General features: G+C 64.5%; 29 protein-coding genes and 1 pseudogene. 21 read left to right on the top strand and 9 right to left on the bottom strand.

What is annotated here, in order from left to right:
* Positions 1 to 60: 60 nt before the first annotated feature.
* The 6 genes from QM590_RS09145 to QM590_RS09120 all read left to right on the top strand — a co-directional run bounded on the left by QM590_RS09145 (position 61) and on the right by QM590_RS09120 (position 8239).
* Complete coding sequence (locus QM590_RS09145) at positions 61 to 1527, top strand: cell division protein PerM (RefSeq protein WP_269594617.1); 1467 nt, start codon at positions 61 to 63, stop codon at positions 1525 to 1527.
* A gap of 71 nt (positions 1528 to 1598) precedes the next feature.
* Positions 1599 to 2222: a phosphoribosylglycinamide formyltransferase gene (gene purN, locus QM590_RS09140; protein ID WP_068050161.1), complete on the top strand. Its 624-nt coding sequence runs from the start codon at positions 1599 to 1601 to the stop codon at positions 2220 to 2222.
* Positions 2219 to 3772, top strand: coding sequence for a bifunctional phosphoribosylaminoimidazolecarboxamide formyltransferase/IMP cyclohydrolase (gene purH, locus QM590_RS09135; protein ID WP_269594618.1), 1554 nt, complete (start codon positions 2219 to 2221; stop codon positions 3770 to 3772). The genes purN and purH overlap by 4 nt, the downstream gene beginning before the upstream one ends.
* A 149-nt stretch (positions 3773 to 3921) precedes the next feature.
* Positions 3922 to 4791: a DUF559 domain-containing protein gene (locus QM590_RS09130; RefSeq protein ID WP_269594619.1), complete on the top strand. Its 870-nt coding sequence runs from the start codon at positions 3922 to 3924 to the stop codon at positions 4789 to 4791.
* A gap of 116 nt (positions 4792 to 4907) precedes the next feature.
* A complete protein-coding gene (locus QM590_RS09125) occupies positions 4908 to 6293 on the top strand; it encodes a sigma 54-interacting transcriptional regulator (RefSeq protein WP_149405130.1) in 1386 nt (461 codons plus the stop codon).
* Positions 6293 to 8239, top strand: a complete 1947-nt coding sequence (locus tag QM590_RS09120; protein WP_269594620.1) for a VWA domain-containing protein — start codon at positions 6293 to 6295, stop codon at positions 8237 to 8239. Before QM590_RS09125 ends, QM590_RS09120 begins: the two co-directional genes overlap by 1 nt.
* Here QM590_RS09120 and QM590_RS09115 read toward each other — a convergent pair.
* From QM590_RS09115 to rpmB, 7 genes are all read right to left on the bottom strand, one after another.
* Positions 8220 to 8810, bottom strand: coding sequence for a DUF1707 SHOCT-like domain-containing protein (locus QM590_RS09115; protein ID WP_269594622.1), 591 nt, complete (start codon positions 8808 to 8810; stop codon positions 8220 to 8222). The genes QM590_RS09120 and QM590_RS09115 overlap by 20 nt on opposite strands.
* A 25-nt stretch (positions 8811 to 8835) precedes the next feature.
* On the bottom strand, positions 8836 to 9300 hold the full coding sequence (locus QM590_RS09110; protein WP_068050174.1) for a hypothetical protein: 465 nt from the start codon (positions 9298 to 9300) through the stop codon (positions 8836 to 8838).
* A gap of 46 nt (positions 9301 to 9346) precedes the next feature.
* Positions 9347 to 10273 carry an AEC family transporter gene (locus QM590_RS09105; RefSeq protein WP_269594623.1) on the bottom strand — a complete coding sequence of 309 codons (927 nt, stop codon included), beginning with the start codon at positions 10271 to 10273 and terminating at the stop codon, positions 9347 to 9349.
* 85 nt (positions 10274 to 10358) lie between these two features.
* On the bottom strand, positions 10359 to 10613 hold the full coding sequence (rpsR, locus tag QM590_RS09100) for a 30S ribosomal protein S18 (RefSeq protein WP_008719028.1): 255 nt from the start codon (positions 10611 to 10613) through the stop codon (positions 10359 to 10361).
* Positions 10614 to 10629: 16 nt separating this feature from the next.
* Positions 10630 to 10935: a 30S ribosomal protein S14 gene (gene rpsN / locus QM590_RS09095; RefSeq protein WP_068050178.1), complete on the bottom strand. Its 306-nt coding sequence runs from the start codon at positions 10933 to 10935 to the stop codon at positions 10630 to 10632.
* A gap of 2 nt (positions 10936 to 10937) precedes the next feature.
* Complete coding sequence (gene rpmG, locus QM590_RS09090; RefSeq protein WP_170944568.1) at positions 10938 to 11108, bottom strand: 50S ribosomal protein L33; 171 nt, start codon at positions 11106 to 11108, stop codon at positions 10938 to 10940.
* Positions 11105 to 11341 (bottom strand): 50S ribosomal protein L28, encoded by a 237-nt coding sequence (rpmB, locus tag QM590_RS09085; protein WP_269594624.1) that lies wholly within the window; start codon positions 11339 to 11341, stop codon positions 11105 to 11107. Before rpmB ends, rpmG begins: the two co-directional genes overlap by 4 nt.
* Positions 11342 to 11478: 137 nt before the next feature.
* Between rpmB and mrf the strand changes: the two genes are divergently transcribed.
* The 7 genes and pseudogenes from mrf (at position 11479) to QM590_RS09050 (ending at position 17167) form a co-directional block, all read left to right on the top strand.
* The gene (gene mrf, locus QM590_RS09080; RefSeq protein ID WP_269594682.1) at positions 11479 to 12711 is read left to right on the top strand and encodes a ribosome hibernation factor-recruiting GTPase MRF; all 1233 of its coding nucleotides are present in this window, start codon (positions 11479 to 11481) and stop codon (positions 12709 to 12711) included.
* Positions 12708 to 12968, top strand: coding sequence for a type B 50S ribosomal protein L31 (locus QM590_RS09075; protein WP_121870664.1), 261 nt, complete (start codon positions 12708 to 12710; stop codon positions 12966 to 12968). The genes mrf and QM590_RS09075 overlap by 4 nt, the downstream gene beginning before the upstream one ends.
* 3 nt (positions 12969 to 12971) lie before the next feature.
* Entirely contained in the window at positions 12972 to 13139 is a 168-nt protein-coding gene (gene rpmF / locus QM590_RS09070; RefSeq protein ID WP_269594625.1) for a 50S ribosomal protein L32, read from the top strand.
* A 26-nt stretch (positions 13140 to 13165) separates the two neighbouring features.
* Positions 13166 to 14224, top strand: a complete 1059-nt coding sequence (locus tag QM590_RS09065; RefSeq protein ID WP_269594626.1) for a VIT1/CCC1 transporter family protein — start codon at positions 13166 to 13168, stop codon at positions 14222 to 14224.
* A gap of 67 nt (positions 14225 to 14291) precedes the next feature.
* A complete protein-coding gene (locus QM590_RS09060) occupies positions 14292 to 15098 on the top strand; it encodes a hypothetical protein (protein ID WP_269594627.1) in 807 nt (268 codons plus the stop codon).
* 61 nt (positions 15099 to 15159) lie between these two features.
* A pseudogene (locus QM590_RS09055) lies at positions 15160 to 15285 on the top strand (RtcB family protein); the annotation flags it as partial.
* Positions 15286 to 15448: 163 nt separating this feature from the next.
* A complete protein-coding gene (locus QM590_RS09050; protein ID WP_269594628.1) occupies positions 15449 to 17167 on the top strand; it encodes a metallophosphoesterase in 1719 nt (572 codons plus the stop codon).
* Between the two features lie 69 nt (positions 17168 to 17236).
* On the opposite strand, the gene QM590_RS09045 is transcribed toward QM590_RS09050, so the two are convergent.
* Positions 17237 to 18253 (bottom strand): magnesium and cobalt transport protein CorA, encoded by a 1017-nt coding sequence (locus QM590_RS09045; RefSeq protein ID WP_269594629.1) that lies wholly within the window; start codon positions 18251 to 18253, stop codon positions 17237 to 17239.
* A gap of 109 nt (positions 18254 to 18362) precedes the next feature.
* Entirely contained in the window at positions 18363 to 18653 is a 291-nt protein-coding gene (locus QM590_RS09040) for a PASTA domain-containing protein (protein ID WP_269594630.1), read from the bottom strand.
* 112 nt (positions 18654 to 18765) lie between these two features.
* Here QM590_RS09040 and QM590_RS09035 point away from each other — a divergent pair, with 112 nt between their 5' ends.
* The 8 genes from QM590_RS09035 to QM590_RS09000 all read left to right on the top strand — a co-directional run bounded on the left by QM590_RS09035 (position 18766) and on the right by QM590_RS09000 (position 25942).
* A complete protein-coding gene (locus tag QM590_RS09035; RefSeq protein WP_094669617.1) occupies positions 18766 to 19380 on the top strand; it encodes a trimeric intracellular cation channel family protein in 615 nt (204 codons plus the stop codon).
* A 55-nt stretch (positions 19381 to 19435) separates the two neighbouring features.
* Positions 19436 to 20122, top strand: coding sequence for a response regulator transcription factor (locus QM590_RS09030; protein ID WP_032395747.1), 687 nt, complete (start codon positions 19436 to 19438; stop codon positions 20120 to 20122).
* Positions 20122 to 21573: a HAMP domain-containing sensor histidine kinase gene (locus QM590_RS09025; protein WP_149405599.1), complete on the top strand. Its 1452-nt coding sequence runs from the start codon at positions 20122 to 20124 to the stop codon at positions 21571 to 21573. Before QM590_RS09030 ends, QM590_RS09025 begins: the two co-directional genes overlap by 1 nt.
* A 101-nt stretch (positions 21574 to 21674) precedes the next feature.
* Positions 21675 to 23210, top strand: coding sequence for a trypsin-like peptidase domain-containing protein (locus QM590_RS09020; RefSeq protein WP_269594631.1), 1536 nt, complete (start codon positions 21675 to 21677; stop codon positions 23208 to 23210).
* 89 nt (positions 23211 to 23299) lie between these two features.
* Positions 23300 to 23797: a MogA/MoaB family molybdenum cofactor biosynthesis protein gene (locus QM590_RS09015; protein WP_037191958.1), complete on the top strand. Its 498-nt coding sequence runs from the start codon at positions 23300 to 23302 to the stop codon at positions 23795 to 23797.
* An 8-nt stretch (positions 23798 to 23805) separates the two neighbouring features.
* The gene (locus QM590_RS09010; RefSeq protein WP_269594632.1) at positions 23806 to 24009 is read left to right on the top strand and encodes a hypothetical protein; all 204 of its coding nucleotides are present in this window, start codon (positions 23806 to 23808) and stop codon (positions 24007 to 24009) included.
* A 564-nt stretch (positions 24010 to 24573) separates the two neighbouring features.
* Positions 24574 to 25374: an MspA family porin gene (locus QM590_RS09005; protein WP_269594633.1), complete on the top strand. Its 801-nt coding sequence runs from the start codon at positions 24574 to 24576 to the stop codon at positions 25372 to 25374.
* A gap of 124 nt (positions 25375 to 25498) precedes the next feature.
* Complete coding sequence (locus QM590_RS09000) at positions 25499 to 25942, top strand: hypothetical protein (protein ID WP_269594634.1); 444 nt, start codon at positions 25499 to 25501, stop codon at positions 25940 to 25942.
* The last annotated feature ends 24 nt before the right edge of the window (positions 25943 to 25966 follow it).

The following is a 25966-nucleotide window of genomic DNA, read 5'->3' as shown; positions in this document are numbered from 1 at the left end:
CAACCCACTTCGCGGCGCGCCTGACCGGCGCGCCGCGAAGATGATGCGACTCTCGTTGCGATGAGCGATCTATTGAACCGAGAGACGCGACGCGCGGCCGCCCGGGCTCCCCGCGCGAGCACCGGACCGACGCCCGATCAGTCGCGCATGCTCGCCGCACTGGCCTTCAAGACCTCCGGACTCGTCGTGGTGATCGCGACGACCCTTGCTCTGGTCACCCTCGTCTCGGCCAACAGCGACCTCACCGGAACGCTCGGAGCGATCGCCGGTTCGTGGTTCGCCGTGCACCTGGTGCCCCTGAGCATCGGCGGCACCTCCCTGGGTGTCGCACCGCTGCTGCCGACCCTGATCATCGGCTGGTCCGTCGCTCGTACCGTCCACCACGCGGTGGACTCCGACACCGACCGTCGCGTGCTTCGGTGGGTATTCGCGGCGTCGATGGCCGGCCCGCTCGCCGTCACCGCCATCGCTCTGGCCGTCGCCAAGGACGCGTCCACCGTCATCGGACTGTCCAGTCCCAATGCTCTCGTTGCCTTCTCCTGGGCCGCAGGCGTGCACGCGGCCGCATCCGGAACCGGTCTGCTCTTCGCGTGCTGGGACTCGGTGGTGATCCGGCGCGGACTTCCGGACTGGGTCCGCGCGCTCGTTGCGCCCTTCGTGCGCGTGCTGTCGATCCTCACTGCAGGCGGGGCGGCCGTCGTACTGCTCGCCCTGCTCGTCTCCTGGGAGACCGCTGGCGCACTGCTCGACAGCGGAGGCGATGTGGTCGGCATGCTCGGGCTGACCGTGCTGTCCGTGCTCTATCTCCCCAACATCGTCATCGGTGCACTCGCGGTGGCCACCGGTTCCACAGCCGGGTTCGGCGAGGCGTCGGTCAGCCTGTTCTCCACCACCGGAGGACCGCTGCCACCGCTGCCGATCCTGGCCGTCCTCCCCGAAGGATCGGCCCAGACGATCTGGGTCGTCATGCTCGTCGTCCCGATCGGTGCCGGTCTGATGCTCGGCCGCGACTGCGCCATCCGCAGCGCCGACATCCAGGTTGCAGTGTCCTCGGTATGGGTCGTTGCGGCCGCGGCCGGAGCGCTCGCAGCACTGCTCGGCTACGCCGCGGGCGGAAACCTCGGCACATTCGGAACAGTCGAAGTCACCGTCTGGAGCTTCGGGCTGTTGACGTTCGCGTGGCTGGCCGTCGTCGGTTCCGCCTCCGCAGCTTTCGTCGTGTGGCGTCGAGCAGAACCCGAGCCGACTCGCGACGAGCCCGTTCCGATGCCGGTACCTGCGGCCGAATTGGCTATCGAGCCCGCCCCGTCCGAGACCGCCCCATCCGAGGCCGCCCCGTCGGAATCGGAGGACGACGAACAGACCGAGGTGGTCGAGGATGTCGTCGAGGCGGAGGTCGTCGACGACGTCCCGGCCGAGATGCCAGCGGCCGAAGAACCGGACGCGATCGTCGAGGCTGCTACCGCTGAACCGCTGGATGCCGAGGTCGTTGCACCTCCAGGAGACCGGGACGGACCTGCCCGGTAGGGCTCGACGGCGCAGCGACTAGGCTTTCCGCTGGCTCGAACGATCCGCCTCGACAATTCAGGAGTAGTGCGCTGACTGCCTTGCGTGAGACACCCGCGCGGGTCGTCGTCCTCGCATCGGGGACCGGCTCGCTTCTGCAGTCGCTCATCTCCGCGACTGCTGCCGAGAGCTATCCCGCGCGCATCGTGGCCGTCGGAGTCGATCGAGAGTGCGACGCAGCCCGCCGTGCCGACGAGGCCGGAATGCCGAACTTTCGAGTCGGATTGAAGGACTACGCCGATCGAGCGCAGTGGGACATCGCGCTCACCGACGCCGTTCTGGCGCACGAGCCCGATCTCGTCGTCACCGCCGGTTTCATGAAGATTCTCGGCCCGCAATTTCTCGGGGCCTTCACCGGACGCATCGTCAACACTCACCCCGCGCTTCTGCCATCGTTTCCCGGCGCACATGCCGTGCGGGACGCACTCGACCACGGCGTCAAACTGACCGGTTCGACGGTTCATCTGGTCGATTCCGGCGTCGATACCGGGCCGATCCTGGCGCAGGAAGCCGTGCCGGTTCTCGACGGCGACGACGAAGCTGCTCTGCACGAACGCATCAAGATTGTCGAGCGACGGTTGCTGGTCGACGTGATCGCAGCCGTGGCCACCACAGGTGTCACCTCCGATGGACGAAAGGCTCAGATAATCCGATGAGTGAACGTAAAGCAGTGCGCCGCGCGCTGGTCAGCGTCTACGACAAGACCGGACTGATCGAACTGGCGACCGGCTTGCACGGTGCGGGCGTCGCTCTCGTGTCCACCGGATCGACGGCGAGCAAGATCGCCGACGCCGGGATCCCGGTCACCAAGGTCGAGGATCTCACCGGATTCCCCGAGACCCTCGAAGGTCGCGTCAAGACGCTGCATCCTCGTGTGCATGCCGGAGTGCTCGCCGATACCCGTAAGCCCGAACATCTTTCGCAGCTCGAGGAATTGGGCATCGAGGCGTTCGAGCTCGTCGTGGTGAATCTGTACCCGTTCACCGAGACCGTCGCCAGCGGGGCGACGCCGGACGAATGCGTCGAACAGATCGACATCGGCGGACCGTCGATGGTGCGCGCCGCAGCCAAGAATCACCCCTCGGTTGCCGTGGTGGTCGACCCGGCCCGCTACGAGGACGTGCTCACGGCCGTGGCCGGTGGCGGATTCACCCTCGCCGAGCGGACTTCCCTTGCGGCACAAGCTTTTCAGCACACGGCCGCCTGCGACGTCGCGGTGGCGTCGTGGATGAGCAATGTGCTGACCCCCGACACCGAATCGTCGTTCCCGGAATGGATCGGCGGAACCTGGGATCGCTCGGCCGTGCTTCGCTACGGCGAGAACCCGCACCAGGCTGCGGCGCTCTACGTCGATCCTGCGAGCTCCGGCATCGCGCAGGCGGAGCAGCTGCACGGTAAAGAGATGTCGTACAACAACTTCACCGATTCCGATGCGGCGTGGCGGGCGGCTTTCGATCATGCCGAGCCCACCGTCGCGATCATCAAGCACGCCAACCCGTGCGGTATCGCCGTAGGCAACGACATCGCCGAGGCGCACCGCAAGGCCCACGCGTGCGATCCGGTGAGTGCCTACGGCGGCGTCATCGCGGCCAACCGCGAGGTCACCGTCGAGATGGCCGAGCAGGTGGCCGAGATCTTCACCGAGGTCATCATCGCGCCGTCCTACGCCGACGGTGCTCTGGGAGTGTTGCAGCGCAAGAAGAACATTCGTGTACTGCTGGCGGAGGCTCCGTCCACCTCGGGCGTCGAACTCAAGCCGATCTCCGGCGGCGCACTACTGCAGCAGCGCGACGTTCTCGACGCAGACGGCGACAATCCTGCCAACTGGACCCTCGCTGCCGGCGAGCCTGCCGACGAGCAGACCCTGAAGGATCTCGAATTCGCTTGGCGCGCAGGTAGGGCCGTGAAGTCCAACGCGATCATGCTCGCCCACGAAGGGGCGTCGGTCGGCGTCGGAATGGGCCAGGTCAACCGCGTCGATGCCGCCCATCTCGCTGTTCAGCGAGCCGGGGATCGCGTCGTCGGCTCGGTGGCGTCCTCCGATGCCTTCTTCCCGTTCCCCGACGGTTTGCAGGTACTGATGACCGCAGGCGTCAAAGCCGTTGTGCAGCCGGGTGGTTCGGTACGCGACAACGAAGTGATCGCCGCGGCACAGGATGCAGGCGTGACGCTGTATCTGACGGGATCGCGACACTTCGCGCACTAGTGCCTGACGCCGAGCTCGCAGTTATGCAGCCACATACCTCACTTTCGGCCGCATAACTGCGAACTCGACAATCTGTGGATGGATGAAAAGTTATCCACAGATCGCTGAGCGGGCCCTTTTCGAGGTGTCGACCCTGCCAGGGTTGAGCCATGGGGATTCAGGTCGGACCGTTTCGGGGTTCGCAGGCAATACGCTCGGGCGCTCTCAGCAGGCACGAGCTGAGTCGCAACTACGTGAGGGTCTTTCGCGACACGTATGTCTGCGACGGGACCGTTCTCGATGCGCGAACGATGGCCGTCGCCGCATCGATCTGTGTCGGCGATGGTGCCGTGATTGCAGGGGTCTCCGCGGCGGCAATCCACGGCGCGAAGTGGATCGACCCGAGCGCTCCGCCGAGTGTGCTGGCGAACGGAAGGTCGCATCAGTTGCCCGGTCTGCGAATCCATCGCGATGCCTTCGACGGCGATGATGTGTGCGTCGTCGGGGAAATTGCTGTCACCACACCGGTGCGCACGGCATTCGATATCGGGCGCTGGGTCCAGCCGCCACTATCCGTGGTCCTCCTCGATTCACTGGTTGCTGCAACCGGGGTCGACGTGGAAGCCGTACGTGCGTATGCGCAGCAGCGGCCGGGCACCCGAGGCATTCGGTGCCTGTTCAGTGCACTCGATGTCGTCGACGGTGGAGCGGAATCGCCACAGGAGACGCGCACCCGGCTCCTACTGGTCGGGGCAGGCCTGCCGACGCCCGAGACCCAGGTCGAGATCCGTGACAGTTCCGGCAGGTTCGTGGCGCGGATCGACCTGGGGTGGCGACGTTGGCGGGTGGGGGTCGAGTACGACGGCGTTCACCATTGGCTCGACGAGCGTCAGCGGACCCGTGACATCGAGAGGTCCGAGGAGTTGCAGCAGTGCTATTGGCAGATCGTGCGGGTCAATTCCGAGCAACTGCGGCTGCGACCTCACGACGTTGTGGCACGCGTCAGAGCCGCGCTTCGAGCGGCAGGCGCACCGGTGTAGCGAGCTCGCACTTATGCGGGCGATTTGTCCAGTTCAGGTGGCATAGGTGCGAACTCGACGGAACCACAACCGACCACTAGATGGCAGCTTTCGGCAAACGCTCGTAGCGTGGAGAAGTGACCTCTACCAAACCTGGCATCTCCACTCTCGGCGAACTCAAGGCATCCGGACATCGGCAGCGGTCGATCAAGGAAGAGTTGCGGGAAAATCTTCTCAAGGCATTGCGTGACGGCACAGATCCGTGGCCGGGGATCGTCGGATTCGGCTCGACGGTGTTGCCGCAGTTCGAGCGCGCGATTCTGGCCGGTCACGACGTGGTTCTGCTCGGCGAGCGCGGGCAGGGCAAGACGCGACTGCTGCGCACCCTGAATTTGTTGCTCGACGAGTGGGTGCCGGTGATCGCCGGAGCCGAACTCGGTGAGCATCCCTACGAGCCCATCACCCCTGCCAGCATCAGGAAGGCGAAGGAACTCGGCGACGACCTTCCCGTCGAATGGCGGCATCGCAGCGAGCGGTACGCCGAGAAGCTCGCGACCCCGGATACCTCGGTGGCGGACCTCGTCGGCGACGTCGATCCGGTGAAAGTCGCCGAGGGCCGCAGCCTCGGCGACCCGGAAACCATTCACTTCGGCCTGGTCCCGCGTAGCCACCGCGGCATCGTTGCGATCAACGAGCTCCCCGACCTTGCCGAGCGCATCCAGGTGTCGTTGCTCAACGTGATGGAGGAGCGCGACATCCAGGTTCGCGGCTACACGCTGCGCCTGCCGCTCGACGTCATGTTGGTCGCGAGCGCGAACCCGGAGGATTACACCAACCGCGGACGCATCATCACCCCGCTCAAGGACCGTTTCGGAGCCGAGATCAGGACTCACTACCCCCTCGAACTCGACGCCGAGGTAGCCGTCATCGATCAGGAAGCGGAGCTGCAGGCCGCAGTCCCGACCTACCTGCTCGAGGTGTTGGCCCGATTCACCCGACTGCTGCGCGAGTCGCCGTCGGTGGACCAGCGCTCCGGCGTTTCCGCCCGATTCGCGATCGCCGCAGCCGAAACCATCGCTGCCGCAGCCGTTCACCGAGCCGCAATCCTGGGGGAGGCCGAGCCCGTGGCCCGGCCGGTGGATCTCGGCACCATCATCGAGGTGCTGCGCGGCAAGGTCGAATTCGAATCCGGCGAAGAAGGCCGCGAAATCGAGGTGCTCGAGCACATGCTGCGCCGCGCGACCGCGGATACCGTCCGAGCACATCTCGGCGGCATCAACCTCGCAGCTCTGGTGACGGCAGTTGAGACCGGCGAACCGATCGTCACCGGCGACCGCATCACCGCCAAGGCGCTGCTCGACGAGCTGCCCGACGTCGAGGTCATCGGCGACATCCACGAGCGGCTCAACGCCACCTCGGACGGGGAGAAGGCGGCCGCCGTCGAACTTGCCCTCGAGGGCCTCTACCTCGCGCGTCGCATCTCGAAGGACCCCGACGACGACGGTCAGACGGTGTACAGCTGATGCGTCGCTCCAGATACGGGCGGTATCACGACGGTCCGGATCCCCTTGCGCCACCGGTGGATCTGCGCGAGGCGCTCGACGCGATCGGCGAGGACGTGCTCGAGGGCGCGTCACCGCGTCGGGCATTGCAGGAGATGCTGCGTCGCGGGACGAAGAACATGCGCGGGCTCGACGACCTGGCCGCGCAGGCCGCGAAGCGTCGTCGAGATCTGTTGAAGAAGAACAACCTCGACGGCACGCTGCAGGAAGTACGTGAGCTGCTGGACAAGGCAGTACTCGAGGAGCGCAAGGCGTTGGCGCGTGCTCTCGACGACGATGCTCGCTTCCAAGAGATGCAGATCGGCGATCTGTCTCCGTCCACTGCCCAAGCGGTGCAGGAACTTTCGGACTACGACTGGCGTTCGTCCGAGGGTCGCGAGAACTACGAGAAGATCAAGGATCTGCTCGGACGCGAAATGCTCGATCAGCGTTTCGCGGGCATGAAGCAAGCTCTCGAAGGTGCCACCGAGGAGGACCGTCAGGCCATCAGCGACATGCTGAAGGACCTCAACGAAATGCTCGACGCCCACAACAAGGGCGAGGACACCGACGAGCAGTTCGAGAAGTTCATGGACAAGCACGGTCAGCATTTCCCGGAGAACCCCGAGAATGTCGACGAGTTGTTGGACTCGCTCGCCCAGCGGGCGGCAGCGGCGCAGCGGTTGCGCAACTCTCTGACGCCCGAGCAGCGGGCCGAGCTCGATGCATTGGCACAGCAGGCCTTCGGCGACTCGAATCTGCTGAATCAGCTCGATCAGCTCGATCAGAATCTCCAGCAGGCCCGGCCCGGTGAGGATTGGGACGGCTCGCAGAACTTCCGCGGCGAGAACGGTATGGGCCTGGGCGACGGTACCGGTGCGCTCCAGGACATCGCCGATCTCGAGAACCTGGGAAATCAGCTCTCGCAGCAGTACAACGGTGCCGCACTGGACGACATCGATGCCGACGCCCTGCTGAAGCAACTCGGGCCCGAGGCGGCGGCCGATGCCAGAATGCTCGCCGAGCTCGAAAAGGCCCTGCAGCAGCAGGGTTTCATGGACAAGGGTGCCGACGGGCAATGGCGTCTGTCACCCAAGGCGATGCGTCAGCTGGGGCAGTCTGCGCTCAAGGACGTCGCGGGAAAGCTGTCCCGGCGCGGCGGCGAGCGAGACACCCGCAAGGCGGGTGCGATGGGGGAGCCCACCGGAGCGTCGCGAGCGTGGGAGTTCGGTGACACCGAGCCGTGGGATGTCACGCGGACGGTCAACAATGCGGTACTGCGCTCGGCGGCAACAGGATCGGGCTTCCCGGTGCAGTTGCAGGTGACCGATGTGGAGATCAGCGAGACCGAGACGCGAACGCAGGCTGCGGTGGCGCTGCTGGTCGACACGTCGTTCTCGATGGTGATGGACGGCCGCTGGGTGCCGATGAAGCGCACGGCACTGGCGCTCAATCACCTGGTCAGCACCCGATTTCGCGGTGACGACCTGCAACTCATCGGATTCGGCAGGCACGCACAGACATTGACGGCCTCGGAGTTGGCCGGGTTGGACGGTGCCTACGATCAGGGCACCAATCTGCATCACGCGTTGATGCTTGCGGTGCGGCATCTGCGGCGTCATCCCAACGCGCAGCCGGTGGTGTTGATCGTCACCGACGGTGAGCCGACTGCTCATCTCGAGCCGGACGGTCACGCGTTCTTCGACTACCCGCCGTCTTCGAAGACCCTGGGATTGACCGTGCGCGAGCTCGATACCGTTGCGAAACTAGGGGCGCAGGTGACGATCTTCCGGCTCGGCGACGATCCCGGTCTGGCTCGGGTGGTCGACAAGATGGCCGAGCGTGTGGGCGGACGCGTCATCGCGCCGGATCTCGACGGACTCGGTGCTGCGGTGGTGACCGACTACCTCAAGCGTCGGCGATCCTAGGTTTGTCGGGGTCCTTGATCTCGACCGACACCCCACCCCAGAACGCGAAGCCGGTGACGACCACGCGCGGTGCACCCGGGTGGGCCGCGCTGATGTGCTCGAATCCGCCCATGATGCCCATGCCGCGGACCTCGACGCTCACTCCGGGCGGCACGGTGACTTCGATGCCGCCCATGATGGCCACGCAGTTGATGGTGGTTTCTTCGGCGGAGAACGACGCACGGCGCAGGTCGAGTTCGATGCCACCCCAGAAGGCGAACGCGTCGATGCGCGCCGCCGCGGTCCACTCGCCTTTGCGCACGGCACCGCTCATGATGGCGATCACGCGGTCGTTCGCGGAGCCACCGGATGGTGCACGTGCGGGAGGTGGAGACAGGACCAGGTCTCCGGTGAGTTCGTCGAGTTCGCCGTAGGTCTTTGCCCGGTACACCGCTGCCGTGCGTTCGTCGTACTCGGTGACGGTGAGTTGGCCGTTGGCGAAGGCGTCGCTCAGCAGCTGCGCGACCAGATTTCTGTCCGCATCGGCCGCACGAATTCGGCTTCGATCTCGGTCTGGCAGATGATCGCTCACCGCCCGGACCCTACCTGTGTGAGGGTCAGGCCGCATTCAGGATGGTGCGGCTCCCGAGGGGAGAGGCCAATGTCATCTGCATGGTGGCGTAGACGGCCACCATGATGCAGGACTTGTCGGCGGCGTCGGGCTTGGTCCCGGTACGCAGTTCGATGGTGACGGTGGTGTCGGTCTCGGTCACCGACGCGTCGGCTCCGTAGCACTCGGGAGTGCCGGTGACGAAGTGGACCGCGATGGTGTTGGGGGAGACCTGGCTCCACGACTCGAACGGAGTGGTGGTGGCGCGGATCAGATCGGGGGTGGGCTCGAACATCGTGCCGACGTCGCCGACGGGCACTTCGTGCGGAACCGGAGGTGCGCTGGGTTGCTGAGCGAGACCGACCGGTGTGGTGGATCCGACCGTCGGCGTCGTCTCGTCGTCGCTGCCGGAGGCGGTGCTGCAGCCGACCAGCAGCAGGCACAACATGACTCCTGCAGCGAGAAACCTCATGTGACCAAACTAGCGCTGTGAGCTGAGGAGAACCTTTGTGTTCGGCTCATGCGAGGAAGAGTGTCACGAGTGCGATGACGGGGATCGAGACGAGCGTGGTCACGAACGCAGTGTCTCGGGCGAGCACAACCCCGCGCTGGTAGCGGCTGGCGAAGACGAACACGTTCTGCGCGGTCGGCAGCGCCGAGACGACGACGATGGCGAACAGATCGTGCCCGTCCAGACCGAACACGAACCGGGCCATGAGGTAGCCGAGCAGGGGTTGCAGTGCCATCTTGAACACCGTGGCCAGGGCCACGTCCCGTCGTGGACTGATGCCCTTCTGCAGCACTCGGGCACCGTAGAGAGACAGGCCGAAGGCGAGCAACGCGCCGGGGACGGACGCGTTCCCGACGAGCTGGAAAGGCTGCATCAAGGCCTCGGGCAGCTCGAACCCGGTGATGGACAGAACCAATCCTGCTGCGCCGGCCAGCACGATCGGGTTCCGGAACGGTGTGGTGACGGTCTTGAGCACCGAGACCTTCTCGATCTCCGTCGAGACATCGAGAATGGTCACCGCGATCGGGGTGTAGACCATGATCTGGAACAGCAGCAGGGGAGCGACGAAGTTCGCGTCGCCGAGCACGAAGACGGCAATCGGGATACCCAGGTTGGCGGCGTTGACGTACGAACTCGCGAGTGCGCCGACGGTCGCGTCGGGCACGGCTCGTTTCAGAGCCAGCTTGGCTATGACGAAATAGACGGCGCCGACGAGCAGTGCGGTGGTGCCGGCTACGGCCAGTACAGGCGACAGAATGACCGACAGATCCGAGTTCGCCAGCGTGACGAACAGCAGTGCGGGCGTCGCGACGAAGAACACGAGTCGGCTCAGTACGAACTGGCCGTGTTCGCCGAGCACTTTCAGGTGGGCGAGCAGGTAACCCAGTGCGATGACGACGAAGATGACGGTGAAGCCCTCGAGGACGCCGGACATCTACGGACTGCTCATCTCTGGATCGGGAACGACAGAGAGGCCACGTAGCCGATGGCTACGTGGCCTCTCTGAACGAAAGTTTGGATCAGCGGCTGGTGAACGGCAGCAATGCCATCTCACGAGCGTTCTTCACTGCGACAGCGACCTGGCGCTGCTGCTGCGGGGTGAGCCCGGTGACCCGACGGCTGCGGATCTTGCCGCGGTCCGAGATGAACTGACGAAGGAGGTTGATGTCCTTGTAGTCCACCGTGGTGACCTTGGCGGCGTTCAACGGGTTCTTCTTCGGTCGACGGCCTGCCTCTGCGCGGACCTTCTTCGACGGTGCTCTCTTGACTGCCATCTGAAACCTTTTCCCTTTACCAGCTCGACTTGTGGACGCCTGGCAGCTCCCCACGGTGAGCCATCTCGCGCATTTTCACGCGGGACAGCCCGAATTTCCGTAGATAACCGCGCGGACGTCCATCCGCAGCGTCACGATTGCGTAATCGTACCGGACTCGAATCGCGCGGCAGACGCTGCAGTGCTGCTTGGGCCTGTGCGCGCTCGGAGTCGCTGCTCGAGGGCCTGCGGATGGTCTCCTTGAGCTCGGCGCGACGGGTTGCCCACCGGGCGACGACGACCTTGCGCTGTTCGTTCTTGGCGATCTTCGACTTCTTCGCCACGGCTATCGCTCCTCTCGGAAATCGACGTGCTTGCGCACGACCGGGTCGTACTTCTTCATCACCAGTCGATCGGGATCGTTGCGACGGTTCTTGCGAGTGACGTAGGTGTAGCCGGTCCCCGCGGTCGACTTCAGCTTGACGATCGGACGGACGTCCGTGCTCTTGCCCATCAGATCTTCTCCCCACGTGCGCGGATCTTGGCGACGACGGCATCGATGCCGTCGCGGTCGATGGTCTTGATGCCCTTGGCCGAGAGCGTGAGAGTGACGCGTCGGCCGAGGCTGGGTGTGTAGTACGTCTTGCGTTGGATGTTGGGGTCCCACCTACGGCTGGTTCGCACGTGGGAGTGCGAGACGGATTTTCCGAAGCCGGGGGTGCGGCCGGTGACTTGGCAGTGCGCTGACACGAGCACTCCTTTCTTTCCGTTATGACAATCGTTTTCGACAAAGCGTGATCTCGAATGTAGCGTGCATCCTCAGAGAATGACAATCGTTGTCGAGAAGAAGGGTGCTCGTGAACAACTCACCGGACGATCGAACCCCGATGGTCCTCGTCTCCGGCTGGACCGGAGCCATGGACGCGGTCGTGACGTCGCTGCTCGCGCCGGGGACAGTCGCGGTCCGCCACGATCTGAGCCGCGTCGCCGAAGGCGTCGTGCGTCGCACACTCTCCGTATTGGGGGAGAACCCGCGCGAGACCATTCTGGAGCTGGCGCACGGCTGCGTCTCGTGCACACTTCGGGAGGATCTGCTTCCGCTGCTGCGCGCACTGTCCGCCCGCAGCAACGTCGATCGCATCGTGCTCGCCATGGACCCCGCGCTCGAGCCCGAGGCACTGTGCTGGGCCGTGGACAACGTCGTCGTTGCGGGTGTCGTCGGGCAGATCGACGGCCCGGCCTCGCGTGACGTCCGCATCGAGGCGGTGGTCGACTGCCTCGATGCCGCAACCTGGCTGGCCGACGCCACCGGCGACGACGCCATGGCCGACCGAGGGATCGTCGCCAGTGGTGACGACGATCGAACTGTCGCGCAGTTGGTGGTGGGGCAGGTTGACTATGCCGATGCGCTCGTCGTCACCGCGGGACCGGACGTCGACGCGTGGGAGCGGGCCCGGCTTGCTGCCGTCCTCGCGCGGCTGGCACCGAATGCGCCGGTCGTCTGGGTTTCTCAGGACGCAATGGTCGACGCCCCAGCGCTTCTCGCGTCCGTGCCCGCCGATGCCCGTCGCGGTGCGATCACCGACGCGCATTCGCCATTGCTGCGTGGTCAGCCGCCGCTGGCCGTCGACTGCGGCGTCACCCTGGTCGAGTTCACCGCAACACGGCCTTTTCATCCCGAACGATTGCACGAGGCCATCGACGTGCTGCTCGACGGCGTCGTCACCGCTCGGGGGCGGGCATGGGTCGCCACTCAGCCCGACGAAGCGCTGTGGATCGAATCGGCCGGCGGCGGTCTTCGTGTCGCGAGCGCCGGAAAGTGGCTTGCCGCAATGGAACCGGAGCAACAGGACCGCGTCGACGCCACCCGGCGGGCAATGGCGGCGCTGCGATGGGACGAGAACTTTGGCGACCGTGACACCTCGCTGGTGATCCTCGTGCACGAGGCCGACCCCACCGAGATCGACCGAACCCTGCAGTGGGCGTTGGTATCCGACGACGAGATGACGGACCCCTCGGCGTGGTCCGGCTGGATCGATCCCTTCGGTCAGTGGCACGAAGACCCCTGCGACAGCAGCGAATCCCCGTACGCAGAACAATCACGAGAGGCTACAGAATGAAACCAGGCATCCACCCCGACTACCACCCGGTCGTGTTCCAGGATTCGAGCACCGGCAACAAGTTCCTCACCCGGTCCACCGTCACGTCCGCGCGCGAGACCGAATGGGAGGACGGCAACACCTACCCGCTGATTGTCGTCGACGTCTCGTCCGAATCGCACCCTTTCTGGACCGGAGCCGCCCGCGTGATGGACACGCAGGGACGCGTCGAGAAATTCGAGAAGCGTTACGGTCGACGAAGCCGAAAGGACGCCTGAACCATGGCTGTTCCGAAGAGAAAGATGTCGCGCTCGAACACCAGGAGCCGTCGTGCGCAGTGGAAAGCCGTTGCCCCTGATCTGGTGACCGTGCGTTTCCAAGGTCGAGAGGTTCGAGTGCCACGGAGATTGGTCAAAGCAGTGCAGACCGGGGTGTACGACCCGAGCTGACCCTCGACGGGTCTATCTTCACTTTCATGAACGACGGACCCAGTGCGCGAGATGTGAAGCGGTGGCGGCAGTATCTCGCCGACGAGCGGGCCGAGGCTGCCGTCTATCGCGATCTGGCAGGTCGACGCGTTGGCGAGGAACGCGAGATATTGCTCGCACTCGCCGACGCGGAGGGCCGCCACGAGCAGCATTGGCGAAACCTACTGGGCGAGCGGGTCGGCATGCCGCTCAAGGGCGACATCCGCACCCGCATCCTCGGTGTGCTGGCGCGTCGGTTCGGGTCGGTGTTCGTGCTCGCATTGGCGCAGCGCGCCGAAACGCGCTCTCCGTATGCCACCGACTCCGATGCCACCGACGCCATGACGGCCGATGAGCAGATCCATGCCGAGGTCATCAGGGCACTCGCTGCCCGCGGTCGCAATCGACTGTCCGGCACGTTCCGGGCCGCAGTGTTCGGTGCCAACGACGGCTTGGTGAGCAACCTGGCTCTGGTCCTGGGCATCAGCGGATCCGGTGTGTCCAATCAGATCGTTCTCGTCACCGGACTCGCGGGCCTGCTCGCCGGCGCGCTGTCGATGGGCGCGGGCGAGTACGTCTCGGTCCGCTCGCAACGCGAACTGCTCGAGGCGTCGTCCCCCGACAGTGCCGCGCGCGATGCCGTCCAACACCTCGACGTCGACGCCAACGAACTGGCGCTGGTCTACCGGGCGCGGGGAATGACGCACGAGGAGGCCGACGCCAAAGCCGCCGAAGTGCTGCGATTACTACCTGCCGACGAGATGGCCCCCGATGTCGATCAACACGAGTCCATCGGAACCGGCCTCGGTGCCGCCGGGGCCAGCTTCTGCTTCTTCGCCTCCGGTGCCGTCATCCCGGTGCTGCCGTATCTGTTCGGCCTCGAAGGTTATGTGGCACTTGCCGTTGCCGCAGTTCTTGTCGGAATCGCGTTGATCTGCACGGGCCTGGTGGTGGGACTGCTCAGCGGTGGGCCACCGGTCAAACGTGCACTGCGACAGTTGGCCATCGGCTACGGCGCGGCTGGGGCGACGTATCTGTTGGGACTCGCATTCGGTGGGGGAGTGTAGGAGCCGGCTAAAGGTAGAGGATCCTGACAACCTGTCTTTGTCGGTGGGTCGGCCGACAATAGTCGATATGCCCATCATCGATTTGACTCGCGAGGATCACGCCTACTTCATCGGACTTTTTCAAACCGACGGTCATCTCGAAAGCGGGAAAGGGCAAAAAGGGAAAGCAACCATCGAACTATCGGCTGTCGACATCGACTTGCTGACGCGGCTTCCACAACTTTTCGATGGTGTCAGATCTTCCGTATCCACGAGAACGCGTACGACGAATTTTTCTTCTGAGTACACAAGTGCCACCTGGCGTGTCTGCAACCTCGCATTCCGACGCGAACTGGAATTGTGCGGAGTTCCGGCCGGTCGCAAGTCCAACCAGGTGGCTCCGCCTGTCGGCCCGTTTCATCAGCGGGGATACTTCCGAGGATTGCTCGATGGCGATGGCAGTGTCGGATTCACTCGGACGGGTGTGCCTTTCGTAGGTTTTGTTACGGCCTCGTCCAGCTTGGCGGACTTCTTCTGCTCGACGGTACGCACAGTTAGCGGGGCTCTTCGCACCGCAAAACGCAACACTCGCGACGACGTGTTCTCGTTGATTGTCGCGAACGACCCAGCGGCGCGTCTGGCTGAGTGGGCCTACCCTCCAGGTTGTTTCGCGCTGGATCGAAAACGATTGGCGGCAGAGTCAGTCGCCGCTTGGATGAGGCCACCGGGAATGCGTGCTCGCCCACTCCTAGGAAAAAGGTCGTGGTCGGCGGAGGAGGACGCTATTGCGTTGTCCTCGACCGTGAAGGAGGCAGCCAGAGTGCTCGGCCGAACGGAGAGTGCCGTAGTCATCCGTCGCTGGAGACTGCGGCACGCGGACGGCACCGATGTTTGAGGGGACTGCGGCCGCGGCGCACTTCTCGGTTGAAAAGTACGGCATGTGCTTGGGATGCCCCGGTGCCGACTTCATCGACGAGATTCCCGACGCCTACAAGTCGATCGATGTCGTGATGGAGGATGCCCGGGACCTGGTGAGCATCGAGCATGAGTTGCGGCAGATCCTCAACGTCAAGGGGACCTGAGTTCACCTCCCGTCGTGCGTGGAGTTTCGTAGTAGGTCACGAGTTTCCATGCACGACGGGATTGTCCTCGTTCGTCCCGTTGTGCATCGGTGTTCTCGTGCTGTTCACTCAAGTGCTTCGGTTGGTTAACGGATAGAGCGGGCGTGACCGCCACGATCGAATAATGACGCTCAATCCCGCAGGCGAGACCGTCGCAACCGGCATCCCGGGCACACTCGCCGAGAACATGACCATGGCCGAGCAGCACGATTGGCATCGGTCGTTCCTGCGGCGGCACCCGGTCAGTCGCCGAAACTTCCTGGTGGGAGCGGCCGCGACGGCTGCCGCGATAGGCGTCGGGAATTCGGTGTTCGCGCGCACCGCCTATGCGCAGGAGGCTCCGCTGGCCGTGGCCGGTCGGCACATGGGATTCGGAAACGACCCGGCGACGCAGTTGCGGTTCTCCGCTCAGCTTTCTCGCAACCCAGGGCTCACCGGAGTCTTTCTCGACCGCGGCCCCACGCCGGCGCTGGGCGCCACGACGTCGGCCGAGGTGCGGAACCTGATCAGCCAGGTTCCGCAGACCGACGGCGGGATTCTCTCGGCCGAGCAGTACTACGTGCACGTACCCGTCGACAATCTGACGCCGAAGTTGCCGCACTACTACCGCTGGCGCACCGCCGACGGCTTCGTGAGCGATATTCGCAGCGCATCTCCGGCGCTGCCGTCGGGCCGAATCGCACCGTTCAGGTTCACGATGATGGGCGATCAGGGCGTCGACGAAACACCCTCGCAACCAGAAGGCCTGGTCGCCGGCGACTACGACGACCAGTACTACAAGGCCGACAACGAACCGTCGGTCAAGCACGCGCGCAACATCAATCGGCAGATCGAGGCCTCGCACCCGGACTTCCACATCCTCGCAGGTGACATCGCGTATGCGGACCCGTCGGGTGCCGGTCTGCCGCCACAGTTCGCGAAGCACGGACAGACGCCGCCGAAGGGATTCGACAAGTTCAACCCCTTCGTCTGGGACGGCTATTTCCAGGCGATCGAAGCCAGTGCGTCGACCGCGCCGTGGTTGTTCGCCACTGGCAACCACGACATGGAAGCGCTGTACAGCCCCAACGGATACGGCGGCCATGCGGCGCGTCTGGATCAGCCGAGCAACGGCCCGAAGGGCTGCCCGTCGGCGTACTCGTTCGTCTACGGCAACACCGCGGTGCTCTCGCTCGACGCGAACGACGTCAGCTACGAGATCAAAGCCAATACCGGGTACAGCGGTGGGGCCCAGAACACCTGGGTGGAGCGGACATTGGCGAAGTACCGTGCCGATCCGAACATCGACTTCATCGTCTGCTTCTTCCACCACTGCGCGTACTCGACCACGTCGACGCATGCGAGCGACGGCGGCGTGCGCGACGCATGGGTTTCGCTGTTCGACAGGTACGAGGTGGATGTGGTGCTCCAGGCCCACAACCACGTCTTCGAGCGCACCGATCCCATTCGCGGCAATCGTGCGACGCGGGTGGCCGGTGACAACGCCACGGTCGACGGAAAGACCGACGGCACCGTGTATTACACCGTCGGCGGTGGCGGACGTCCCCGCTACACGTTCCAGGACGGCGAGGGTGTGAGCTACCGCGGCAACGAGTTGCCGGACACCGCAGTTCCCAACAGTTACGTGTGGGCACCCGACGGCACGAAGTCGGCCGAATCCATCACCTGGTCGAGGGTGCGATTCCTGAACTACTCGTTCGTCAGAGTCGATGTGGTGCCGGGCATTCCGGGCATCACGGCCAGCAGAATGACGATCGGTGCCATCGACGAATACGGCAACGAGTTCGACAGGTTGACCTTCACCCGCGACATCCCGATCGGCCCGAGGTTCGGTTCGTCCTGAGTGCCTGCGGCAGTGGTGCGGTCGAGTGCCGTGGAGGGCACTCAACCACGCCACTGCGGCGGAGCCGCACTACAGCCACTTCTGGCGTTTGAACACCACGAACAGTGCAGTCGAGCAGATCGCCATGGCGAGCAGTGCCATCGGATAGCCGAGTTGCCATTTCAATTCCGGCATGTCGTCGAAGTTCATGCCGTAGATGGCGGCGATCAGGGAGGGCGCGAAAAGAATTGCACCCCATGACGAGATGCGCTTGACCTGTTCGTTCTGCTCCAGGCTGGCTTCGGTCATGTTGCGCATCTCTTCGTTCTGCTGCTGCGCGACGATGGTCGAGTGCACGGTCAACGCATTCTGCAGGTTGGATCGGAAGGACTCGATGCGGTCGGAGACTCGGATCGCGTGATCGTGCACGTCGCGCAGGTATCGCTGCAGTTCCACGTCCACGTTGTACTTGTCCGACCCTCGCTTGAGCGATTCGATCATTTCGACGAGCGGCTTTGCAGCACGGTCGAATTCGGACACTTCGCGGAGCAGTGAATAGATACGACGCGATACCGACGGGTCGCCGGTGAACAGCTGATCCTCGATCTCGTCGATGTCGTTCTGCAGTCCGGTCACCACCGGGACGTACTCGTCGACCACTTGATCGAGGATGCCGTAGAGGATCGCCTCGGGTCCGAGTTCGATCAGTTCGGGAGATCCTTCGAGGCGCTTTCGCACCATCGCCAAGTCAGGGGATTCGGCATGGCGAATGGTGATGACGAAGTCCGGACCGAGAAAGATGTGCAATTCGCCGAATTCGACCTTTTCGGTCTCGTCGACGTATCGCGCGGGCCGGAGAACGACGAACAGCTGCTCGGCGTACCGTTCCAGTTTCGGTCGCTGGTGGGCCGCGATGGCGTCCTCGACGGCGAGCCGGTGCAGGCCGAACTCGTCTGCCACAGCCATGATTTCGGCGACCTCGGGTCGGTACAGCCCGATCCACGCCATTCCGTGCCGCTCACGCATGACCTCGAAGGTGATATCGAGGCTCTCGGGATTGGCAGTGCGTTTTCCGTTCACGTAGACGGCGTTGTCGATGATCGGCACTTGTTCGTTCACCTCGGTTCTGCGAAATTCTGCTGCGCACCGAGACTATCGCTTGCAACCGCAACGCGGACAGTCCCGCCGCCGACGACGACGGGACCGTGTGGTCGAGTCAGCTGGTCTTTCCGGTGATCACGAGAATGGCGGCGTTCTTGTCGACCTCCACGCCCTTCTGGTAGTTGGTTCCGATCGCAGTTCCGTCGATGTCGGATCCCTTTATGTTGACGGTCGTGAAGCCCAGATCCTCCAGGGTCTGTTCGGCTGCCGTCGCGGTCATGTCGTAGACGTCCGGGATCTCGATCCGGTTGTCGGGCGTCGACGCGTTGGCGACGGCTCCACCACCGAGCGTGAGTGCCGCGGCGGCTGCGACGGCTGCGATCGACTTCTTGAATCCACTGCGCATGATGTGCTCCTCGTTGTCGTGATCGGTTATGTCTCAAAGCTGCTCGCCGATGCTGGGGCGGGCCTCGGATGTTGCTGTCAGATCCCTGTCAGCGCCGTGACATGCTGGTCCGATGCTTCTCGACGTGCTCGGATTGATCGGTATCGCGGCCTTCGCGGCCTCCGGTGCGTTGATCGGAGTACATCGCCGGTTGGATCTGTTCGGGGTGTGCGTCGTCGGAATCACGACGGGCATCGGCGGTGGCATCATTCGTGATCTGCTGCTCGGCATCCACCCGCCGACGTCCCTGGACACGTGGCCGAATCTCACCGTCGGCTTCCTGGCCTCGCTGGTCGTGTTCGTCGCGCATCGGCAGATGGGCAAGGTGCGACGCGGAGTTCTGGTGCTCGACGCGTTCGGGATGGGCCTGTTCGCATCGACCGGCGCGACGATTGCCTTGGCTTCGGGCGGTAGCGCGTTGGCCGGAGCTCTCATCGGCACGACGACTGCCGTGGCGGGCGGCGTGATCCGTGACGTTCTGGTCAACGAAGTTCCGCTGCTGCTGCACCGCGACCTCTATGCGCTGCCGGCGCTGCTCGGTGCGTCGGCCGTCGTGTTGGCCGACGCTGTGAGTCTGCCGGAGAACGTGGGTCTGATCGTGGGAACACTGCTCGCGACGGGGTTGCGTCTGCTCGCGCTGTGGCGAAAGTGGAACCTCCCGCTGGCCAAGCACCTACCCACTCCGTAGGTGGATTGGGCACCCCTCTCAGACATATCTCAGTCGACCAGGACAAACTGTACGGATGCGGATATTGGTGGTCGACGACGATCGAGCGGTGCGTGAGTCGCTGCGCAGGTCGCTGACGTTCAACGGGTACACCGTGGACCTGGCGGTCGACGGTCTCGACGCGCTCGAGCAGGTTGCGGCGGCGCGTCCCGACGCCTTGGTGCTCGACGTGATGATGCCTCGGCTCGATGGTCTCGAGGTGTGTCGTCGATTGCGCAGTGTCGGCGACGACCTGCCGATTCTCGTGTTGACGGCACGGGACTCGGTGTCCGAGCGCGTCGCAGGCCTCGATGCCGGTGCCGACGACTACCTGCCCAAGCCGTTCGCGCTCGAGGAACTGTTGGCTCGTCTGCGGGCACTGCTTCGGCGTACCGCGATGGAAGCGGGCATCGACTCGGAGACCATGACGTTCGCGGACCTGTCGTTGGACCCGGTCACCCGTGAGGTCTCGCGCGCCGAACGCTCGATCAGCCTCACCCGGACCGAGTTCTCGTTGCTCGAGATGCTGATGACCAATCCGCGGCGGGTGCTCACCAGGAGTCGCATCCTCGAGGAAGTGTGGGGTTACGACTTTCCGACGTCGGGCAACGCGCTCGAGGTGTACGTCGGTTACCTGCGGCGCAAGACCGAGGCGGAGGGGGAGTCGCGGCTGATCCACACCGTTCGCGGTGTGGGTTACGTCCTGCGCGAGACGCCCCCGTGATGGTCGCTTCGTTCGGGCGCAAGTCGACCGACGGTGTCGGCTCGTCGCCGACGGGGATGCGACCACCGATGCCCCTGACGCGGTCGGTGTCGCTGCGGTGGCGGGTGACGTTGCTCGCGGCCTCCGTCGTCGCAATTGCGGTGGCTGTCATGGCCATTGCCGCGTACACGGTTGTCTCGCGGGCGCTGTACGGCGATGTGGACACTCAATTACGTTCTCGTGCATCGGCTTTGGCGGAGTCGACTCTGGTGTCCTACGATCCGCGCTTCGTTGCCGGAGCCACGTTGTACAGCACCGATGTGAGTGTGGCACTGATCTACCCGGACATGTCCAGCTACAACCCGCCCGGGCCCAAGGTGCCGATCGGCGATGCCGAACTCGCTGTCGTGAGCGGACAACAGGAATCGTCTCTGCGCACACTCGACGATCAACGGGTGCTCGCACTACGCACCAAGGACGGCAGCACTCTCGTCGTCGCACAGAGACTGCTGCCGACCGGGCAAGTACTCGACCGTCTGGCATGGGTGCTGTTGATCGTCGGTGCGTGCGGAGTGGTGCTGGCCGCTGGAGCTGGTATGGCCGTGGGACGCACCGGTTTACGCCCGATCGCCCGGTTGACGGCTGCCGCCGAACGAGTGGCGCGCACCGACGACCTGACACCGATTCCGGTGACCGGTGACGACGAGTTGGCGCGTCTGACAGAGAGTTTCAACACGATGCTCCGCGCGCTCGCCGAATCTCGGGGCAGGCAGAGCAGATTGGTCGCCGACGCCGGCCACGAACTACGGACGCCGTTGACCTCGCTGCGGACCAACATGGAGTTGCTGATCGCGGCCGGACGCCCCGGAGCCCCGTCCATCCCGGACGAGGACATGGCCGAGCTGCGAACCGACGTGGTGGCGCAGATCCAGGAATTGTCCACCCTGGTGGGTGATCTGGTCGATCTGGCGCGCGAGGATGCGCCGGAGACGGTGTTCGAGCGAGTCGACCTGGCCGATGCCGTCGAACGCAGTCTCGAGCGAGCACGCCGCCGGCGCAACGAAATCGACTTCGATGCGACGCTGATGCCGTGGTTCGTCTACGGCGATCAAGCAGGCCTGTCACGGGCCGTGCTGAACGTGCTCGACAATGCGGCGAAGTGGAGCCCGAGCGGCGGTGAGGTGCGAATCGCCATGCGGCAGATCGGCGATGGTCTGCTCGAGTTGACGGTGGACGACGCAGGACCGGGCATTCCCGAGGAAGATCGCGAGTTGGTGTTCGAGCGCTTCTACCGCTCCACGGCATCACGCTCCATGCCCGGAAGTGGCCTGGGCCTTGCCATCGTGCGACAGGTGGTCGTCAAGCACGGTGGCACTATCGGGGTCGAGGTGTCCGAGCGCGGTGGTGCCCTCATTCGAATCGTGTTGCCCGGTGAGGGTGCTCCTGATCCCACGACACTCTCGGCAAACTGATAGCCGGATCTCAGCGACCTCTCAGTACCGCCCTGCACAGTGAGTAGCAAGAAGGCGGGCGGACCTCTACGACGAGGTCTCTACTGAAGGAAGCAACAACGATGAGCGACGACCGTAACGAATCCGAACAGACCGGACAGGGTGCCGGTGGCGAGCAGCATCCGGCGGACCGGGCTTCGCGCGGCGACGAGCAGAGCTACCCGACCCAGCAGCACCCGCCTCAGCATGATTCCACTCACCAGCACCCGACGCAGCAGTTCCCGTCCCAGCAGACTCCACCCCACAACGCAGGGTCGCAACCCCCACAGCAGGGGTATCCGCAGCAGTACGCCGGCTACGGACAGAACCCCTACCAGCCCGGCTACGGGCCGTACGGTCAGCAGGGCGACCCTCAGACCGCCCAGCACACCCACGCCCAGCCGCAACACGTTGCGCCGCAATCCAACTCTGCGCCTGCCGCGGTGAAGACCCGCTCGGGGCGTTCTGCGCTGGTGGCCGGTGCCATCGCACTCGTGCTGGTCGGCGGCGGAATCGGCGGCGCAGTCGGTGCCATCGCGACCAACAACGCCAACGGCGGCGGGGGAGTGACCAACTCGTTGAACTCCACCGTCACCGCCGCAGAGCCGGCCGCCAATTTCCCCGACGGTTCCGTCCAGGCCGTCGCGAACAAGGTCCTGCCGAGTGTGGTGCAGATCCAGGTGACGGGTTCGCAGGAGGAAGGTGAGGGCTCGGGCGTCATCCTCAGCAGTGACGGCTTGATCCTCACCAACAACCACGTCGCGACGGGCGCAGGTGCCAACGGCAAACTCACCGTCGCGTTCTCCGACGGATCGGTGGCCGACGCGACGATCGTCGGTGCCGACTCAGTCTCGGACATGGCCGTCATCAAGGCCGAGGGCAAGTCGAACCTGACGCCGATCGAGCTGGGTTCGTCGTCGAACCTCGAAGTGGGTCAGCAGGTCGTCGCGATCGGCTCTCCGCTCGGCCTCGCGGGAACGGTCACCACGGGCATCGTGTCCTCGCTGAATCGGCCGGTGTCCACCTCGGGGGAGTCCGGCAACCAGAACTCGGTGATCGACGCCATCCAGACCGACGCCGCGATCAACCCGGGTAACTCCGGCGGCGCGCTCGTCAACACCGACGGACAGCTGATCGGCATCAACACTGCGATCGCCACGATCGGCGGCAGCCAGGGATCCGGAGCCCAGAGCGGATCCATCGGGCTCGGGTTCGCGATCCCGGTGGATCAGGCCAAGCGCATCGCTGACGAGTTGACCACCACAGGTAAGGCCACTCAGGCGATGATCGGGGTGCAGGTGCCGTCGCAGGACGACGCCAACGGCGCAACCGTCGTCGAGGTCACCGAGGGTGGCCCCGCCGCATCGGCAGGCATCCCGACGGGTGCCGTGATCACCAAGCTCGACGACCGCGTCATCTCGAGCGGTGACGCGTTGATCGCCGCGGTGCGCTCGCACGCTCCGGGAGACTCCGTCACCGTCACCTACAGCGAGGGCGGCAGCGAGAAGACGGCGACGGTGACGCTCGGTACCGCGGAGCCCGCCCCGGCCCAGACTCAGACGCAACAGCAAGAACAGCAACTGCCCTTCCAGGTTCCGTCGTTCCCGGGCGGTCGCTGATGTTACGAGAACCAGGCAGGCACGGAACGGTTGCAACGATTTACGCACAGCGTGAGCCGGGTGGAGGCCTTACTACTACGGTGAGCGGTATGGAACTCGACGCACCACTGGCAGGGCGCGCGTTGGTCGTCATCGTGGACGACCGAACAGCGCACAGTACCGAGAAGGACTCGAAGGGCCCGCTTGTCACGGAACTGCTGACCGAGGCAGGTTTCCTCGTCGACGGCGTCGTCGCAGTGACGGCAGACGAGGTGGATGTGCGGAACGCACTCAACACCGCGGTGATCGGCGGTGTCGACCTGGTGGTCTCCATAGGTGGCACGGGTGTCTCGCCGCGCGATGTCACTCCCGACGTCACTGCGGAGGTGCTCGACCGCGAGATTCCGGGTATCAGCGAGGCATTGCGATCGTCGGGACTCGCGGCCGGTTCGCTGGACGCCGGTCTGTCCCGTGGACTGGTCGGTGTATCCGGAAGCACGCTGGTGGTGAACCTGGCCTCGTCGCGGGCTGCTATTCGCGACGGAATGGCGACGCTGACGCCGCTGGCGAGTCAGGTCATCGCCGAGCTGTCCGGATTGGACGCATAGCGATACCGATGAGCGAAAAGCCGAACGACGATCGATCGGCCGAAGACGACGCGAGCCGGGCCCGAGCAGAACGGGCCCGGCTCGCTCGTATCTTCGGTGAAGTTCTGCCGGAGACGACCGGAGACGAGCGAAGCGACGGTGCGGGTACCGAATCCGGCGGCCCGTCCTCGGACGAATGGTTGAAGCAACAGCGACCACCTCATTACTTCTGATGTGATACACGACACATTTTATGGCCCGAAATCACAGACTTGTTAGTCACTCGTTTACCTGTCGTTAGCGGCCGAGTGGGGCGTCGACTCCGTGCGCGGGGATGATTTTCGCCGGTTTCGATTGCTCGCAAGTGCGACGATTTGCCCGTATCGGTCAGGCTCAGATCACCGTCGGCCCATATCAGGGCAGTTTTACTCAGCGATCCGGTGTGTAACGGTTTGGCGTCATCGAGAGATGGTGTGACGCGGGTTACCACCAATTCGGGTGTGAAAGTTGTTCACGCCGCCGAAACACATCACGCGACAGCAACATTCCGCTCGCAACCGTAGGGATTGTCACGATCAGGCATCTCCTCTAATGTTCCCCTCAGCTTCCGACAACGAGGGCGTGGGACCGACCGGTACCGCGCCCTCAACCACGGGACTGCAGGATCGAGGATGTGGCCTTCACGGCTCCATCCGGCTCGGGCTCGTACGCATCGTTGCGTCCGATCTAGTTCGAGGGTGAAAGCCACAAGCTTCCCCGTGCGACACCGCGCTGGGACTGAACATGATGAGGAATAAATGACGGAGATCCAGAAGTCGCGGCGCAGCCGGGGACTCAAGTCCATGAGCGTTGCAGTTGCTGCCAGCGCTTCGGTAGTCGGCCTGGTGCTCGGTACCGGAACCGCTTCCGCCGCTGTCGATAGCTCCAAGTCGATCGTTGACGCCGACGGAAACACCGTGGTGTTGACACTGTCCGACTCCTTCGTCAGCGGCGTTGCGCCTCTCGATGGAAACCCGCTGACTCGCGAATGGTTCTACGACGGCCGCGCGACTTTCGATGTTCAGGGACCGACAGCCGATGACTTCGAGGGCACCCTCACCGCTGGCCTGCAGATCGGCTACCCGCTGAGCCTCGACGGTGGCGTGTCCATCGAGTGGGCTTCGCCTTCCGCGAACCTCGGCATCAGCAGCGGCAACGAGTCCACTGTTGGCTTCGAGGGCGAGCTGGGAGACTTGCTCCCGGGTGCCGATGGCGAGCTTCCTGACTTCGGTTCTTTGCCCACCGCGAGCGAGGCCACCTCGGGCAGCGGACTCGACGTCGGCGTCCAGCTGATCCCGCAGGCAACTGCGACCATCGATCTCGCTCCCGGCGGCGGCGTCGTTCAGTCCGAGAGTGCAATCGCCACCTTCAACGAAGAGGCGAACATCTCCAAGACCGAGGGTGACGCAGCAGGGGCACAGGGCTCCATCCAGCTCGCTGGCGTCCACGGCACCGCAACGGGCATCCTGGGCAACGTCACGGTCCGTCCGTACGTCACCCTGCTCAGCGCCAAGGGTGACTCGATCACCACCTACGGCCCGGCAACTCGCCTCAACTGATCTCGTTCGGTTGATTCTGGTTCGCTAGTTCCTCCGGTTCAGGCCCGCACGGATACTCCGTGCGGGCCTGAACTATGTTCGAGACAAGCATATTTCGACGCTACGGAAAGGCTCAGAAGTAGTGATGCATCGCAAAGCCCGGCTCACAGTGTTCGCAGCAGGAGCCGTTGCAGCTCTCGGATTGGTCACCGGCTGCAGTAGCAGTGACGAGGCTGCCACCGGTCAGAACACCGATGCATGCAACACTTTCGCTGCCGACCACAATACGTTTGTCGGCCTGGTGACCGCGGGACCGGGATCGGCAGCCAACATCGAGAAGTGGACGGCTGACAAGCAGGCTGCCGTCGACGCGTTGAAGTCGGTGCCCGGAACGGCTTCCGGTGATGTTGCGTCCGCATCCACCACGTTCGTGGAAGCCCTACCCGACGACACCCTCGAACTGTCGGAGACCGACAGCGCATCCGGCAAGGCGTTCGTCGACAATGGCGCAGCCGTGAAGTCGGCGTGCGAGGCCGACGGCACGACGATCACCCTCGACGCGTTGCCACTTACCACCTTCACCAACTGATCGCGTGCCGGCCCGCTTGGCCTG

Source organism: Rhodococcus sp. IEGM 1372, assembly GCF_030056835.1.
In the GTDB taxonomy this organism is placed as follows: domain Bacteria; phylum Actinomycetota; class Actinomycetes; order Mycobacteriales; family Mycobacteriaceae; genus Rhodococcoides.
This window is presented reverse-complemented; position numbering and strand designations above follow the sequence as displayed.

Excerpts from the sequence above, each read along its gene's own strand:
- rpsR (WP_008719028.1), bottom strand. The coding sequence starts at position 10,613 with ATGGCAGTCAAGAGAGCACCGTCGAAGAAGGTCCGCGCAGAGGCAGGC.
- QM590_RS09105 (WP_269594623.1), bottom strand. The coding sequence starts at position 10,273 with ATGTCCGGCGTCCTCGAGGGCTTCACCGTCATCTTCGTCGTCATCGCA.
- QM590_RS09005 (WP_269594633.1), top strand. The coding sequence starts at position 24,574 with ATGACGGAGATCCAGAAGTCGCGGCGCAGCCGGGGACTCAAGTCCATG.
- QM590_RS09130 (WP_269594619.1), top strand. The coding sequence starts at position 3,922 with ATGGGGATTCAGGTCGGACCGTTTCGGGGTTCGCAGGCAATACGCTCG.
- QM590_RS09145 (WP_269594617.1), top strand. The coding sequence starts at position 61 with ATGAGCGATCTATTGAACCGAGAGACGCGACGCGCGGCCGCCCGGGCT.
- rpmF (WP_269594625.1), top strand. The coding sequence starts at position 12,972 with ATGGCTGTTCCGAAGAGAAAGATGTCGCGCTCGAACACCAGGAGCCGT.
- QM590_RS09110 (WP_068050174.1), bottom strand. The coding sequence starts at position 9,300 with ATGAGGTTTCTCGCTGCAGGAGTCATGTTGTGCCTGCTGCTGGTCGGC.
- QM590_RS09015 (WP_037191958.1), top strand. The coding sequence starts at position 23,300 with ATGGAACTCGACGCACCACTGGCAGGGCGCGCGTTGGTCGTCATCGTG.
- QM590_RS09000 (WP_269594634.1), top strand. The coding sequence starts at position 25,499 with ATGCATCGCAAAGCCCGGCTCACAGTGTTCGCAGCAGGAGCCGTTGCA.
- QM590_RS09120 (WP_269594620.1), top strand. The coding sequence starts at position 6,293 with ATGCGTCGCTCCAGATACGGGCGGTATCACGACGGTCCGGATCCCCTT.
- QM590_RS09060 (WP_269594627.1), top strand. The coding sequence starts at position 14,292 with ATGCCCATCATCGATTTGACTCGCGAGGATCACGCCTACTTCATCGGA.
- QM590_RS09075 (WP_121870664.1), top strand. The coding sequence starts at position 12,708 with ATGAAACCAGGCATCCACCCCGACTACCACCCGGTCGTGTTCCAGGAT.
- QM590_RS09020 (WP_269594631.1), top strand. The coding sequence starts at position 21,675 with ATGAGCGACGACCGTAACGAATCCGAACAGACCGGACAGGGTGCCGGT.
- purH (WP_269594618.1), top strand. The coding sequence starts at position 2,219 with ATGAGTGAACGTAAAGCAGTGCGCCGCGCGCTGGTCAGCGTCTACGAC.
- QM590_RS09035 (WP_094669617.1), top strand. The coding sequence starts at position 18,766 with ATGCTTCTCGACGTGCTCGGATTGATCGGTATCGCGGCCTTCGCGGCC.
- QM590_RS09010 (WP_269594632.1), top strand. The coding sequence starts at position 23,806 with ATGAGCGAAAAGCCGAACGACGATCGATCGGCCGAAGACGACGCGAGC.
- QM590_RS09065 (WP_269594626.1), top strand. The coding sequence starts at position 13,166 with ATGAACGACGGACCCAGTGCGCGAGATGTGAAGCGGTGGCGGCAGTAT.
- QM590_RS09050 (WP_269594628.1), top strand. The coding sequence starts at position 15,449 with ATGACGCTCAATCCCGCAGGCGAGACCGTCGCAACCGGCATCCCGGGC.
- QM590_RS09040 (WP_269594630.1), bottom strand. The coding sequence starts at position 18,653 with ATGCGCAGTGGATTCAAGAAGTCGATCGCAGCCGTCGCAGCCGCCGCG.
- QM590_RS09025 (WP_149405599.1), top strand. The coding sequence starts at position 20,122 with ATGGTCGCTTCGTTCGGGCGCAAGTCGACCGACGGTGTCGGCTCGTCG.
- mrf (WP_269594682.1), top strand. The coding sequence starts at position 11,479 with ATGGTCCTCGTCTCCGGCTGGACCGGAGCCATGGACGCGGTCGTGACG.
- QM590_RS09030 (WP_032395747.1), top strand. The coding sequence starts at position 19,436 with ATGCGGATATTGGTGGTCGACGACGATCGAGCGGTGCGTGAGTCGCTG.